This is a genomic window from Camelimonas sp. ID_303_24 (assembly GCF_053543495.1).
Genome location: NZ_JBLLJM010000003.1, coordinates 21920 through 35255, shown reverse-complemented (window position 1 = coordinate 35255; position 13336 = coordinate 21920). Strand labels below are relative to the sequence as shown.

At 68.4% G+C, this 13336-nt stretch carries 10 protein-coding genes; 2 read left to right on the top strand and 8 right to left on the bottom strand.

The window, feature by feature from the left end; genetic code table 11:
- Window positions 1-177: 177 nt before the first annotated feature.
- Entirely contained in the window at window positions 178-336 is a 159-nt protein-coding gene (locus ACERNI_RS03215) for a hypothetical protein (protein WP_448831835.1), read from the top strand.
- A 239-nt stretch (window positions 337-575) separates the two neighbouring features.
- Complete coding sequence (dcm, locus tag ACERNI_RS03210) at window positions 576-1787, top strand: DNA (cytosine-5-)-methyltransferase (protein ID WP_448831834.1); 1212 nt, start codon at window positions 576-578, stop codon at window positions 1785-1787.
- Window positions 1788-1829: 42 nt separating this feature from the next.
- Here dcm and ACERNI_RS03205 read toward each other — a convergent pair whose 3' ends face one another.
- The 8 genes from ACERNI_RS03205 to ACERNI_RS03170 form a co-directional block, all read right to left on the bottom strand.
- Window positions 1830-2714, bottom strand: coding sequence for an alpha/beta hydrolase (locus tag ACERNI_RS03205; RefSeq protein WP_448831833.1), 885 nt, complete (start codon window positions 2712-2714; stop codon window positions 1830-1832).
- 175 nt (window positions 2715-2889) lie between these two features.
- On the bottom strand, window positions 2890-3714 hold the full coding sequence (nadC, locus tag ACERNI_RS03200) for a carboxylating nicotinate-nucleotide diphosphorylase (protein WP_448832142.1): 825 nt from the start codon (window positions 3712-3714) through the stop codon (window positions 2890-2892).
- Between the two features lie 107 nt (window positions 3715-3821).
- Window positions 3822-5609: an FAD-binding protein gene (locus ACERNI_RS03195; RefSeq protein ID WP_448831832.1), complete on the bottom strand. Its 1788-nt coding sequence runs from the start codon at window positions 5607-5609 to the stop codon at window positions 3822-3824.
- Between the two features lie 9 nt (window positions 5610-5618).
- Window positions 5619-6614, bottom strand: a complete 996-nt coding sequence (gene nadA, locus ACERNI_RS03190) for a quinolinate synthase NadA (RefSeq protein ID WP_448831831.1) — start codon at window positions 6612-6614, stop codon at window positions 5619-5621.
- A gap of 294 nt (window positions 6615-6908) precedes the next feature.
- Window positions 6909-7859 carry an NUDIX hydrolase gene (locus tag ACERNI_RS03185; RefSeq protein ID WP_448831830.1) on the bottom strand — a complete coding sequence of 317 codons (951 nt, stop codon included), beginning with the start codon at window positions 7857-7859 and terminating at the stop codon, window positions 6909-6911.
- A gap of 319 nt (window positions 7860-8178) precedes the next feature.
- Window positions 8179-8328, bottom strand: coding sequence for a hypothetical protein (locus ACERNI_RS03180; protein ID WP_448831829.1), 150 nt, complete (start codon window positions 8326-8328; stop codon window positions 8179-8181).
- A 212-nt stretch (window positions 8329-8540) separates the two neighbouring features.
- Entirely contained in the window at window positions 8541-11864 is a 3324-nt protein-coding gene (locus ACERNI_RS03175) for a carboxyl transferase domain-containing protein (RefSeq protein WP_448831828.1), read from the bottom strand.
- 444 nt (window positions 11865-12308) lie between these two features.
- Complete coding sequence (locus tag ACERNI_RS03170) at window positions 12309-12932, bottom strand: urease accessory protein UreE (protein ID WP_448831827.1); 624 nt, start codon at window positions 12930-12932, stop codon at window positions 12309-12311.
- Window positions 12933-13336: the final 404 nt, after the last annotated feature.

Sequence of the window (13336 nt, the reverse complement as noted above, 5' to 3'; positions counted from 1 at the left end):
CATTCCGGTTCAGGCTGCGCGCTGACCGCCGTTTTATCCAATTGGAGAAGGCGTCGTGTCAAGGCTGGGACGCCATCGGCCGGGCTCTGGCCGGAACATGCAGGCCAGCCGCCGCGTTTCCATCCGACAGACCGGGCTGTCCCTTGCGGGCGGTCAAAATGACAGGGGAGACCTGACATGACGTTCTGGAAACATCACGGCAAGGTCATCATGAGCGATGAGCAGGCGCGCGAGGGGCCGCTGGGCCGCAAGGTCCTGTATGTGCTCGTCGCGAGCATGCTGCTCGTCGGCCTCGCCTGGGTCATCCTGGAGGCATGGGCTTACAGGGGCATGTGACTTTCGGCATCTGAGTTTCGGCATGTGATTTTCGGGCATGCGACGCCGGATGCGGAGCGTTGCGAAACGGGCGCGTCCGGTGATCTCGCTGAAAACGCACAGGTAACTTGCGGCCCGGGCCGCGCGCGCGGTTGCGGCGCCGGACAACTGGCGACATGGTGTCAGAAAGTGACCCTGTTGCCGGGAATCGCTCCGTGCGCGTTGCGCCGGGAGCCCGGCCATCCCATGGCGGAGCACCGATGTCCGACGTCGTCACGCCGACCCGCGCGCCATCGCCCGCAGCCCGGCCGGAGTTTCGCCACCTCTGCGAGCGCGCCGGCCTGACCATGGCGGAAGCGGCGGCGCTGCTGGCGGTTTCGGAGCGGACCATCGCCCGTTACGCCGCCGGCGATGTCCAGCCTCCGGCCCTGGCGATGCGGGTGCTGCGTGAGGCGGCCAGCCGGGCGAGCCCGCAAGCGGAGCCCGTCGCCTTCCGCTTCATCGACCTGTTCGCCGGCATTGGCGGTTTGCGCCTCGGCTTCCAGAGCATCGGCGGCCATTGCGCCTTCACTTCCGAATGGGACGTCAACGCCCGCAAGACCTATGTGCTGAACTTCCGCGACAACCACGAACCTGGCGGCGACATTCGCGAATACGCCGCCGACCCGGGCCGGATTCCGGAGCACGACGTGCTGCTTGCCGGCTTCCCCTGCCAGCCGTTTTCCATCGCCGGCGTCTCCAAAAAGAACGCCCTTGGCCGTCCGCACGGCTTCTTGTGCGACACCCAGGGCACGCTGTTCTTCGATACGGCCCGCATCATCGCCCACCACCGCCCGGCGGCGTTTCTGCTGGAGAACGTCAAGAATCTCGAAAGCCATGACCGGGGGCGCACCTTCGCCACCATCATGCACGTGTTGACCAGTGAGCTGGGCTATCACGTGCAGAGCCGGGTCATCAGCGCTGCCCATTGGGTGCCGCAGAAACGCGAGCGGATCTTCATCGCCGGTTTCCGCGAGCCGACCGCCTTCGACCTGAAGGCGCTCGAACTGCCCGCCGGCGGCCCGAAGCTGGGCGACATTCTGCTGCCGCACGATGAGGTCGATGAAAAATACACCCTGACGCCGCGCCTGTGGGACTATTTGCGCGCCTATCGCGACAAGCACGCGGCGAAGGGCAATGGCTTCGGCTACAGCCTGTTCGGGCCGGGCGACGTCGCCCGCACCCTGTCGGCGCGCTATTACAAGGATGGCTCGGAAATTCTCATCGACCAGCCGGGCCGGCGCCCGCGCCGGCTGACGCCGCTGGAATGCGCCCGGCTGATGGGCTTCGACCGGGGCGACCGGCGCTGGAAGATCGCCGTCTCCGACACCCAGGCCTACCGGCAGTTCGGCAACGCCGTGTCGCCGCCGGTGGCTGAGTTTCTGGCGGAGGCAATGCGGCCGCACATCGCGGCCGCCCTCGGTCAGGGTTGATCCGCCATCGCCTGGTTCATCTTCGCCAGACCGGAGCGCGCCTTACGCTGCGCCATGCTGGCGGCGGATGAAGGCGGCGGCGGCGGCAATGGCCTGCGCGCCTTCATCGAGCTGGCGCCAGTAGAAATGCCAGACGTGGAACATGTCCTTCCATAACGACAGTTCCGTATCGACGCCGGCCGCGATCAGCCGCTGGTGGATGCGCACGGAATCGCCGAACAGCACCTCATGGTCGCCGACCTGGATCAGTGTCGGCGGCAGGCCCTTCAGATTGGCGAACAGCGGGGAGGCGAGGCCGGTGAGCAGATCGGCGCCGGCCAGATAACGGCCGGAATGCCAGATGATGTCCTGCCGTGACAGGATCGGATCGACGCCGCTGAGGAATTCGTAGCTGCTGCTGCTCGCCGTCATGTCCACCCAGGGGCTGATGGCGACGAGGGCGCGCGGCGCCGGCAGGCCCTGGTCGCGGGCCGCGACGGTCGTGGCGAAGCTGAGGCCGCCGCCAGCGGAATCACCCATCACCGATGTGGCGCGCCCCGGTTCGGCTTCGTGCAGCTCCCGCCAGGCGGCGACGGCGTCGTCCACGGCGGCGGGAAACGGCGCCTCCGGCGCCAGGCGATAGTCGATGGCGTAAACCACGCCCTGCAAATCCGCCGCCAGTTTCGAGATCAGGTGGCGGTGCGAGCGGATCGACCCGAGCGTGTAGCCGCCGCCATGCAGATACAGCACGGTGGGGCCATCGCCGGCCACATGGCGCTCGGCGGCGACGCCGCCGAGGGTCAGCGGCGTGATCGTCACCCCGTCCGCCGGGAGAAACAGGTCGGCGAAGCGGTCATATTTGGCGCGATTGACCGTCTCGCCATCCGCAAGGTTCAGCGGACGCTTGCGGAATTGCGCCACAAGCGCTGTCAGTGTCTCGCTGGCCATGCGGTTTCCTCCGGCGTTATTGGGATCAGGGCGCAGACTGCGCATCAAGGCGGGCGGCCCTGTCCGGATCTGGGGCCCGTTGCTGTCGCTTCCCGGGCGAGGCGCGGGTGGCGGTTTCTGGGCAATCCCGCCATTTGGCCCGATGCGCCGGCCGCTGGCAATTGTCCGTATGCCGTTAATCCAGCCAGTCGAGCCCGATATCGAGCACCGGCGCGCTGTGGGTGAGCCAGCCGATGGAGATCAGATCGACGCCGGCGGCGGCGATGCCCGGCGCGGTGGCGGCGGTGACGCGGCCGGAGGCCTCGGTGATGGCGCGCCCGGCGGTGATGGCCACGGCCTCGCGCAGTTGCTCCGGCGTCATGTTGTCGAGCAGCACCGCATCGACGCCGCCGGCCAGCGCCTCGCGCAGTTGCGCCAGCGTGTCCACTTCGACCTCCACCTTCACCAGGTGCCCGACGCTGGCCCGCACCCGGCAGATGGCTTCGGTGACGCCGCCGGCGATGGCGATGTGATTGTCCTTCACCAGCACCGCGTCATCGAGGCCGAAGCGGTGATTGGAGCCGCCGCCGGCCCGCACCGCATATTTCTCGACAGCGCGCAGGCCCGGCGTCGTCTTGCGGGTGCAGACGATGCGCGCCTTGTGGCCGCTGATCGTGCTGACGATCCCGCGCGTGACGCTGGCGACGCCGCTGAGGTGGCCAAGAAAGTTCAGCGCCGTGCGCTCGGCGGTGAGCATGCCGCGCGCCGGGCCGCTGATGGTGGCGATGACCTGGCCAGGCGAGAGCGCCGCGCCGTCAGCGATCGCCGCGTCGATGCGGATCGCCGGATCAATGAGCTGGAAGGCGAGCGCGGCCAGATCGAGCCCGGCAAGCACGCCATGGTCGCGCGCGGTCAGGGTCATCGTCGCCTGGGCGCTGGCGGGGGCGATGGCGTCACTGGTGATGTCGCCGGCCCGGCCCAGATCTTCCAGCAGCGCGGCGCGCACCAGCGGCTCCAGCATGACGCGCGGCAGGGGCGCGATGGCGGCGGTTTCAGACGCGGAGGGCGCGGGCCTGGGCGAGGAAGCCGCCCCTGGACGGTGGGGGGCGGATGAAGCGGTGGCTGCGGTCATGATGCAATCTTTGTGGCGTAAGGGGTTGCGTTGGGCGGCGCGGCGTCCGGCAGGATATCCGCCAGAAGTACGGGCGCGCGGCGCGGCGCGGCCTGCGCCGGCGCGGGGAAATCGGAGCGGAAATGGGCGCCGCGACTTTCCTGCCGCGCCAATGCCGCATGGGCGATGAGCAGGCCGACCAGCGCCGCGTCGGCGGCCGGATGCGACCGGCCGGCGGCGAGGGGCTGCAGCCGGGCGAGCGCCTGGCGCAGCCCGTCGGCGTTGCGCTCAAGACCGGCGCAGCGGCTCATCAGGCTGCGGATCGGCGCGAGATCGCCCGGGCCCGGAAGGCCTGGCGACGGCGAGACGGCGAATCCGCAGCCCGTGCTGGCGCTGGCGCTGCTGCCTTTCAGGTCGTTGGCGACGAATCCGGCGCAGACCAGCGCCTCCACCAGGGAGTTGCTGGCCAGCCGGTTGGCGCCGTGCAGGCCGGTGCAGGCGACCTCGCCGCAGGCCCACAGGCCGGCCAGGCTGGCGCGGCCGCGCAGATCCACGGCGACGCCGCCCATGTGGTAGTGCGCCGCCGGCGTGATCGGCAGCAGGTCGGCGGCCGGATCAAGTCCGGCGGCGGCGCAGGCGGCGGTGATCGCTGGGAAGCGGCTGGCGAAGCCGCGGCCCGGATTGGCGCGGGCGTCGAGGAATACCCGGCGGCCCGCCTGTTGCTGGCGCCAGATGGCGCGGGCGACCACATCGCGCGGCGCCAGCTCCGCCCCCGGGACGTCGGCCATGAAACGCGCGCCCAGGTCGTTGACCAGGGCGGCGCCTTCGCCCCGCACCGCTTCGCTGACCAGCGGCGCGGGGCTGGCGAACGCACCGGCGCGGTGGTCCAGATCGAGGGCGGTGGGGTGAAATTGCACGAACTCCATGTCGGCGACCGCCGCCCCGGCCCGCGCCGCCAGGGCGACGCCGGCGCCCAGACTCGACAGGGGATTGGTGGTGCGGGTGAACAACCCGCCCAGCCCGCCTGTGGCCAGCACAACCCTGCCGGTGGCCAACACGCCATGGCCGGTCGCGCCGGCAGCGGCGCCCTGTAACGCCACGCCCGTCACGGCGCCGTCGCGGACGAGGATGTCGCGCGCGACGAGGCCTTCGAGCACGGTGACATGCGCAGCCGCCCGGACGACGGCGGCGAGGGCGCGCACCACCTCGGCGCCGCTGGAATCGCCATTGGCGTGCAGGATGCGCCGCCGGCTGTGCGCGGCCTCGAGCCCCAAAGCAATTCCAGCAAAAGTGGCCCCCACTTTTGCGTCCGGAATTGCGTCCAGCGTGGAAAGTTCCCCAATTCCAGCAAAAGTGGCCCCCACTTTTGCGTCCGGAATTGCGTCCAGCGTGGAAAGTTCCCCAGTTCCAGCAAAAGTGGTCCCCACTTTTGCGCCCGGCATTGCGTCCGTGGCGGTTCCCGGATGGCGGCCGTCGTTCCGGTCGAAGCGGGCGCCAAGGCGCAGCAGATCGGCGATGGCCTCTGGCGCGCCGCCGATGATCGCCGCCGCCGCCGCTGCGTCGCAGTAGCCATCGCCGGCGACCAGGGTGTCAGCCAGATGCAGGGCGACGTCGTCATCGGGGCCAATGGCGGCGGCGAGACCGCCCTGGGCGAGGATGCTGGAGCTGGTTGCGCCAAGCGGACCGGCGCTGACCAGCACGCAGGGCATGGGGGCCAGCCGCAGGGCGGTCATCAGGCCGGCCGCGCCGGCGCCAATGATCACCGGCCGGCCAGCCAGGCTGGCAAGGGAGGGGCGGGCGCGCATCGGCCGGCCTCAGATCGCCAGCATGCGTTCGACGGGAAGCCGCGCCCGCTCCAGGATGTCGGCGGGGATGGTCACCTCATGCGCGCCATCCTCCAGGCAGCGGCGGATGTTGGCGAGGGTGATGCGCTTCATGTGCGGGCACAGGTTGCACGGGCGCACGAACTCCACGTCCGGGTGATTGACGGCGACGTTGTCGCTCATGGAGCACTCGGTCAGCAGCACGACGCGGGACGGCTTCATGTCGCCGACATAGTCCGACATGCGGGCGGTTGAGCCGGAGAAATCGGCTTCGGCGACCACTTCCGGCGGGCATTCCGGGTGGGCCAGCACCACCACGCCTGGCCAGTTGCGGCGCATCTCCTGGACGTCGGCCGGGGTGAAGCGCTCGTGCACCTCGCAATGGCCCTTCCAGGCGATGATCTTCACGGCGGTTTCGGCGGCGATGTTGCGGGCCAGATATTCGTCCGGAATCATGATGACTTCGGGCAGTCCGAAGGATTCAACGATCTTCAGGGCGTTGCCGGAGGTACAGCAGATGTCCGACTCCGCCTTCACCGCCGCCGAGGTGTTGACGTAGGTGATGATCGGCAGGCCGGGATGGCGCTGGCGGATCAGGCGCACGTCCTCCGGGGTGATGGAATCGGCCAGCGAGCAGCCGGCGTCCATGTCGGGGATCAGCACCGTCTTGTCCGGGTTCAGCATCTTGGCGGTCTCGGCCATGAAGTGCACGCCGGCCAGCACGATGACGTCGGCGTCGACGCGGGTCGCCTCACGGGCCAGGGCCAGCGAATCACCGACGATATCGGCGACGCAGTGGAAGATCTCCGGCGTCTGGTAATTGTGCGCCAGGATCACCGCGTTCTTGCGGCGCTTCAGCTCGAGAATGGCGTCCACATCATCGGCGAAACTGGCCCATTCCATGGGCGGGATCACCCGGCGGACCCGCTCGTAGAGCGCTGCGGACGGGGCGGCTGCGCCGGCGGAGGCAAGGGCGATTGAGGGCATTTTATATGCTCCGAATGAGTATAATTCGGACATATGCTTAAACTGAGTATAAGCGTTGTCAAGTCGCAATGAAGCAGCGCGCCAGTCCGGCGGATGGCGGTGGCGCGGATAAAAATATTGTTAAATCAGTATGATGGATGGCGATTTCATTGCCGTAACAAAAAACGGCGCCAAGACCTGCGTCAAAGCCGGCCCATGCGCGCGCATGGCGGGCATGTCGAAAAACCGGCGTTCCGACTGCAAGCCGTCCGGGGGGCGCGCCCTCTGCGAGCCGCTGTCCGCGCGTCCCTGGGGTCAGCCCGCCGGCTTGGTGCCGGCGATGGCGCGCTCCAGCAGCACTTCCTCGCGAAACCGGAACAACCGGGCCGGTCGCCCCACCCGCGTCGTCGACATTTCGCTGGTCTCCTCAACCAGTTCCTGCTGTTCGACGAGGCGGCGGAAATTCTGCTTGTGGGTGCGACGTCCGGCCAGCGCTTCCACGGCCTTTTGCAGGTCGAGCAGGGTGAAGGTTTCCGGCATCAGCTCGAACACCACGGGACGATATCTGATCTTGCCGCGCAGCCGGGCCACGCCGGTGGCCAGGATGCGCCGGTGGTCGCCGGTCATGGCGTGGCCAGGGGCGATCACCGCCGGGCGCTCCGCTTCCGGAACATTGCGCAGGGATTCCGGCGTCAGGCGGGCTTCATGCAGCAGCTCATAGCGCTGCAACACCATTTCGTCGTGCCATGGCGCGCCGTCGAGGCCGAATGCGGCGCTGGCCCGGCGGCGGCGCTGCTCGCGCGCCGGGGGCGTGGGAGCCGCGGCGGCCCATTGCGCCAGGGCCGGGGCGAGAATCTCGCGCACCACGGCCGGCTGGCCATCGCGCCAGTCCTCCCAGGGAAAGCAGGCGTACCAGCTCAACCATGTCCCTTCCGCCCGGGCGCGCGGCTCCGCCTGCTCGCGGGTGAGGGCCAGATAGCTGATCGACATGACGCGCTGGCCGTCGGCGCCGGCGCGGTCGCGGTCGGCGAAGGTGTAAAGCTGCTCCACATAGCCGAGCGGATGATGGGTCTGGCGCTCCACCCAGTCGCGCAGGCCGGTCTGCAACGAGCGCGCGTCGGAACCAAACGGGCCCGCCGGCAGGCTGGCGCCGCTGTCCAGGGTCAGCACGCGCGGCTCGTCATGGCTGACGGCGACCACCACCGCCACCAGATCGACGAGCACATTGCGTTCGGGCAGATCGCCGGAGCGGGGGGGGGACGGCAAAGGTGCTTCAGGCAAAGGCGCTTCAGGCAAGAGCGCGCGCGGCGCGGGAGCGTCAGATTTGGGAGCATCGCGCAGGGGAGCATCGGGCGTGCTGGCGTTGTCAGCGCTGGTCCGTTGGGCCTTGCGGTTGGTCATGGGCGCGACGATGGCCTCGCGGATCGGTCCGGTCCAGGGTGAGCGTACCGGTTGGCGTGAAAGCGCCCGGGCGTCAATCCCAAAGCGGCAGGCGGGGCTGTTCTCGCCTCGCCTTGCCTCACCCTCGCCTGAAGGCCGGCGCGTCCAGGCGCCGGTGCGTCCCGTGATAACGGGACGGCGATGCTCAGTCAGCCACGGCGGCGATCGTCGCCGCGCTTCTTCCGCCGCCCTTCATCATCTGGCCAGCCATGGAGAGCTGGAATGAAATGGAAGCGACCACCAGGACCATGACGCCGGCCGCCAGCATGAGGTCGCGTAAACGCATGCCGGTCATGTTGTGTCTCCTTCTCACCGTCCCCTGTTTTTTCAAGTTTGCGTCAGTTCAACCTAACCAAATGTGAACCGCCAGACATCCGGGGCCAAATTGTTTTACCTGTAACCATAGGTCGTAGGCCCTCCCAATCCGGTTCACGCGCACGGGCAAAAAAAGACAGGCCCCCGTCAAAACGGAGGCCTGCCGGAGGCTGCATCGGCTGACTTGCGGTCTCAGAACGCGTCGATATAGGCCCGCTTGCCGCCGGCCGGGGTCTTGCGCGGCGGGGCCGAGGCGAGGCCGCGCAGGATCCATGTGCGCGTCTCGGCCGGATCGATGACATTGTCGATTTCGAGCACCGAAGCGATGGAGGTCGCCTTGCCCTCCTCATACTTCTTCGCGACCATTTTCTCGTAATAGGCCTGACGCTCGGCCGGGTCCTCGATCGCTTCCATCTCCTTGCGGAAGCCAAGGCGCACATAACCCTCAAGGCCCATGCCGCCGAACTCGCCGGTCGGCCACGCGATGGTGAAGAACGGCGCCTGGAAGCCGCCCGCCGCCATGCCCTGGGCGCCGAGGCCATAGCCCTTGCGCAGCACCACGGTGAACACCGGCACGCTGGCGTTGGCGCCGGCGAGGAACATGCGCGAGACGTGACGCACAACGCCCGTCTTCTCCGCCTCCGGTCCCACCATGAAGCCGGGGGTGTCGCACAGCGAGATCACCGGCAGGTCGAAAGCGTCGCAGAGCTGGATGAACCGCGCCGCCTTGTCGCCGGCCGGCGCGTCGATGGCGCCGCCAAGGTGCTTGGGGTTATTGGCGATGAGACCGAACGGCTTGCCCTCGATGCGCACGAAGGCGGTGATGATGCCGACGCCGAACTCCGGCCGCAGCTCCAGCACGGAATCCTTGTCGGCCATCAGGCGGATGACGTCGCGCACCTCATAAACGCGCAGGCGGTTTTCCGGGATGACGCGGCGCAGCAGGCGCTGGTCCTCAGCTTCCCACTCGCTGATCTCACCCTGGAAATAGGAGAGATATTTTTTGGCGACGTCGGTCGCCTCGATCTCGTCCTCCACCAGCACGTCGATGACGCCGTTGGGCACCTGCACCGACACCGGGCCGACCTCGGCCGGGTGGTAGACGCCAAGACCGCCGCCCTCGATCATCGCCGGGCCGCCCATGCCGATGGACGAATTCTTCGTGGCGATGATGACGTCGCAGCAGCCAAGCAGCGCGGCGTTGCCGGCGAAGCAGTAGCCGGAGACCACGCCAACCACCGGCACCTGGCCGGAGAGACGGGCGAACTCCACGAAGCTGGTGGTGTCGAGCCCGGTCAGGCCGCCGGAGTCGGTGTCGCCAGGGCGACCGCCGCCGCCTTCCGCATACAGCACCAGCGGCAGCGACCATTGCTGGGCCAGGTGCATGGCGCGGTCGAGTTTCTTGTGGTTGCGCTTGCCCTGGGTGCCGGCCAGCACGGTGTAGTCGTAGGACACCACCATGGCGCGGGAGACGTCGGCGCCGAAGTGCCGGCCATTGATCGACGCGGTGCCGACGATCAGACCGTCCGCCGGGGTGTTGATGATGAGATCATCGAGTGAGCGGCGGCGCGACTGGGCGGCGATGGCGAGGCCGCCATATTCCATGAAGGTGCCGGCGTCGACCAGTTGCTCGATGTTCTCGCGCGCCGTGCGCTGGTTGGTCTTGCGGCGGCGCTCCACCGACTGCGGCCGGTTTTCGTCCAGCAGATTGCCCTGGCGCTCCAGCACATGGGCGAGGTCGGCGCGGATGTGGTCGAGGTCAATGGCCTCATCCGCCTGGGCGTCGGCGCCCGCGACCTCCTGCGGCTCGATATGCAGCACCGGCTCGCCGGCCATCAGCGTGTCGCCGGCGCCGGCGGCGATGGCCCGCACCACGCCGCCATGGCTGGCTGCGATCAGGTGCTCCATCTTCATGGCTTCCAGAACGGCGACCTGCTGGCCAGGCCGCACCAGATCGCCGACAGCCACATCAATCGAGACGATGGTGCCCTGCATGGGCACAGCCGTCGGCTGCGTGCCTTCCGGCGCTTTGGGCTCTGTCTTGGCGGCAGCGCCGGCCGCTTCGGTCTTCGCCGCGAAGAACAGGTCGCGGTGCTGGTCGGCCCCGGCGCCGGCGACCAGTTCGGCGACGTTCTCCTCGAGGAATTTCGTCGTCACCTCATTGCGCCGCACGGCGTCGTTGCACAGCAGCGCCTTCAGGAAGGGCAGGTTGGTTCCGACGCCTTCGATGCGGAACTCGCGCGCCGCCCGGTAGGCCTTGGCGACCGCCCCTGCATAATCCGGGGCGTTGCTGTGCACGATCAGCTTGGCGAGCAGCGAGTCGAAGGCCGAGCTGGTGCGATAGCCGGCGTAGCCAAAGGTATCGACGCGAACGCCGGGGCCGGAGGGCGGCTCGAACACCGCCAGGGTTCCGCCCTGGGGCTTGACGTTGCCCTTTGCGTCAATGGCCTCCATGTTGACGCGCAACTGGATGGCGTAGCCGCGCGGCGCCGGGATCTGCGTCTGCAGCAGGCCAAGTTCGGCCAGCGTGGCGCCGCCGGCGACGCGCAATTGCGCCTGCACCAGGTCGACGCCCAGCACTTCTTCCGTAACCGTATGCTCCACCTGCAAGCGCGGGTTGGCCTCGATGAAGGCGAAGAACGGCTCCTCCTGCCCAGACGCGGCGCCCCCCGGGGTGGCGTCGAGCAGGAATTCGAAGGTGCCAAGGTTGTCGTATTTCGCCGCCGCCGCCAGCTCGCGGGCGGCCAGGGTGATGCGTTCGCGCAAGGCCGGCGTCAGCGCCGGGCTGGGGGCGATCTCGATCACCTTCTGGTTGCGGCGCTGGATGGTGCACTCGCGCTCATACAGGTGCGAGATATTGCCGGCGCGGTCGCCGATGATCTGCACCTCGATGTGGCGGGCGTTGCGCATCAGCCGTTCGACATAGACCGCGCCATCGCCGAACGCCGCCCTGGCTTCTGACTGGCAGCGCGCATAGGCTTCCGCCAGATCCTCGCGCGCCGTGACCGGCCGCATGCCGCGTCCGCCGCCGCCGGCCACGGCCTTGATCATCACCGCCGCGCCATCGCCGAGGCTGTCGAAAAACGCTGTGGTTTCCTCAAGCGTCGTTGCGCCGGAGGTGCCTGGAATCACCGGCACGCCGACTTTCTGCGCCAGCTCGCGCGCGGCGGTCTTGTCGCCGAACAGGCCGAGCCCGCCCACCGAGGGGCCGACGAAGACGATGCCATTGTCGGCGCAGGCCCTGGCCAGATCGACATTCTCGGAAAGGAAGCCGTAGCCTGGGTGCAGGCCATCGCACCTGGCCGCTTTCGCCGCCGCGATCACCGCATTGATGTCGAGGTAGGCGCGGGCGCCGCGCCCCTCCAGCGCCACGGCCTCATCGGCCTTGCGCACGTGCAGGGCGGTTTCCTCGTCGGTGGAATAGATGGCGACCGTATGGACGCCCAGTTCGCTGGCGGCGCGGGCGATGCGGATGGCGATTTCGCCACGATTGGCGATCAGCAGGCGGGAGATCATGACATTTCCGTTGGTTGGCAATGACGCGGCGGCTGGGCCCGGCTTGCGGCCCGGCCGGCGCGTCGCAAATGGCTTTGCAGGGGAAGGCAGGGGCGAAGGACAGGCGAGCTCAGTCGCTCCTGGCGCTTCTGGCGCGGTTGCCGCATCCGGCGCGGCGCGCATTGCCCGCAGGCGGATATCCGCCGGTCGCCGGCGTCATGATCCTGGACGCAATTCCTCCGGCTGGAGGCGCGTTGGCTGCCCTCTCACGCATCACTGTCGTCTGCTCCCTGATCGGCCTGTTCTGGCGCCCGGCGGCGCGCGGCCTTCTTCATTTTCTTCGGCCCGCCGGTCCGCGATGGCCGCGATCCGGCGGGTTCTGACGCCATCATGCCTGTGGCGCAGGTCTCATCAAGTCAAAATCGCGGCAGCCATGCCCTTAGGTTATGCATGACGGCTCCCGTCTCACTTGTGCGCATGCCCGTGATGGTGGCCATGCCCATGGTCGTGATGATGATCGTGATCATGGTGGTCATGGCCGCAGCCGCAACCATGGCCGTGCTCATGCTTGTGGCCGTGGTGGTCGTGATCATGCCCATGCCCATGCCCATGGTCATGGTCATGATGGTGGCCATGATCGTGGCCGCAGTCATGGGCGACGGCGCGGTCAGGGCTGAAGGGGCGCTCCACCGGCGTCACCGCGCAGCCGAGGCCGCGAATTGTTTCGGCCAGCGCGCCGTCGGGCAGGATGTAGAGCGCGTCCGCCTCCACCTGGGCCAAAGCATGGGCGGCGCCGGCCAGCAGGGCGGCGCGCAGCAGCCGGGCCGGGTTTTCCGCCCGCACTTCCAGCACGCGCTCGCCGGCGGCCCGCACCTGCACCAGGCCGCCATCCTCCAGCTTCAGGGCGTCGCCGTCATTGAGCAGCGTCGCGCCGGACAACGCCAGCTCGATGGCCAGGCCGCCGTCGCCGCGCAGCGGGCCCTGGTCGCCCGCCTGCAGGTCGCGGGCGCGATGGTCAAGCGTGATGGTGTCGACGACGCGGTCGGCTTTGACGGCGGCGCGGCGGGTGATGGCGGTGGCGCGTGACATGACTGTTCCTGACCCGTGAGAGTTGCTCTTTCATAAAGCATTTTCACACGGAATGGATACCGCCTGGCGGACAGGCCGGCCCGTGGTCGCGCGGTCTGCGGCAACGAAGGCACAGGCCGCGAATGGCCGTCCGCGCCATCCAGGACGCCGCCTTTGCCGGCCATGATCTTGCCCTGTCCCGGCGCGCTCCTGGCGCCGTCCGGAAGCATATGCGGCGGAAGCGGTTGCGCCAGAGGGAAGCCGGGCCCAGGGCAACGGCCATGATCGGGGCCACAAGACCTGCGTTACAAGCCCTGCGCTACAAGGCCCGCGCCACATGACCTGCGGCATGATCCATGGCGCCATATCAGACCGATTGCCGACTTGATTCCCGGCGCTGGCCCTGCTCATCTTCCAGTTTGAAA

Coding starts and splice junctions, on each gene's coding strand:
- ACERNI_RS03175 (WP_448831828.1), bottom strand. CDS start 11,864: ATGATCTCCCGCCTGCTGATCGCCAATCGTGGCGAAATCGCCATCCGC.
- ACERNI_RS03195 (WP_448831832.1), bottom strand. CDS start 5,609: ATGCGCGCCCGCCCCTCCCTTGCCAGCCTGGCTGGCCGGCCGGTGATC.
- nadA (WP_448831831.1), bottom strand. CDS start 6,614: ATGCCCTCAATCGCCCTTGCCTCCGCCGGCGCAGCCGCCCCGTCCGCA.
- ACERNI_RS03215 (WP_448831835.1), top strand. CDS start 178: ATGACGTTCTGGAAACATCACGGCAAGGTCATCATGAGCGATGAGCAG.
- ACERNI_RS03205 (WP_448831833.1), bottom strand. CDS start 2,714: ATGGCCAGCGAGACACTGACAGCGCTTGTGGCGCAATTCCGCAAGCGT.
- ACERNI_RS03180 (WP_448831829.1), bottom strand. CDS start 8,328: ATGACCGGCATGCGTTTACGCGACCTCATGCTGGCGGCCGGCGTCATG.
- ACERNI_RS03170 (WP_448831827.1), bottom strand. CDS start 12,932: ATGTCACGCGCCACCGCCATCACCCGCCGCGCCGCCGTCAAAGCCGAC.
- nadC (WP_448832142.1), bottom strand. CDS start 3,714: ATGCTGGAGCCGCTGGTGCGCGCCGCGCTGCTGGAAGATCTGGGCCGG.
- dcm (WP_448831834.1), top strand. CDS start 576: ATGTCCGACGTCGTCACGCCGACCCGCGCGCCATCGCCCGCAGCCCGG.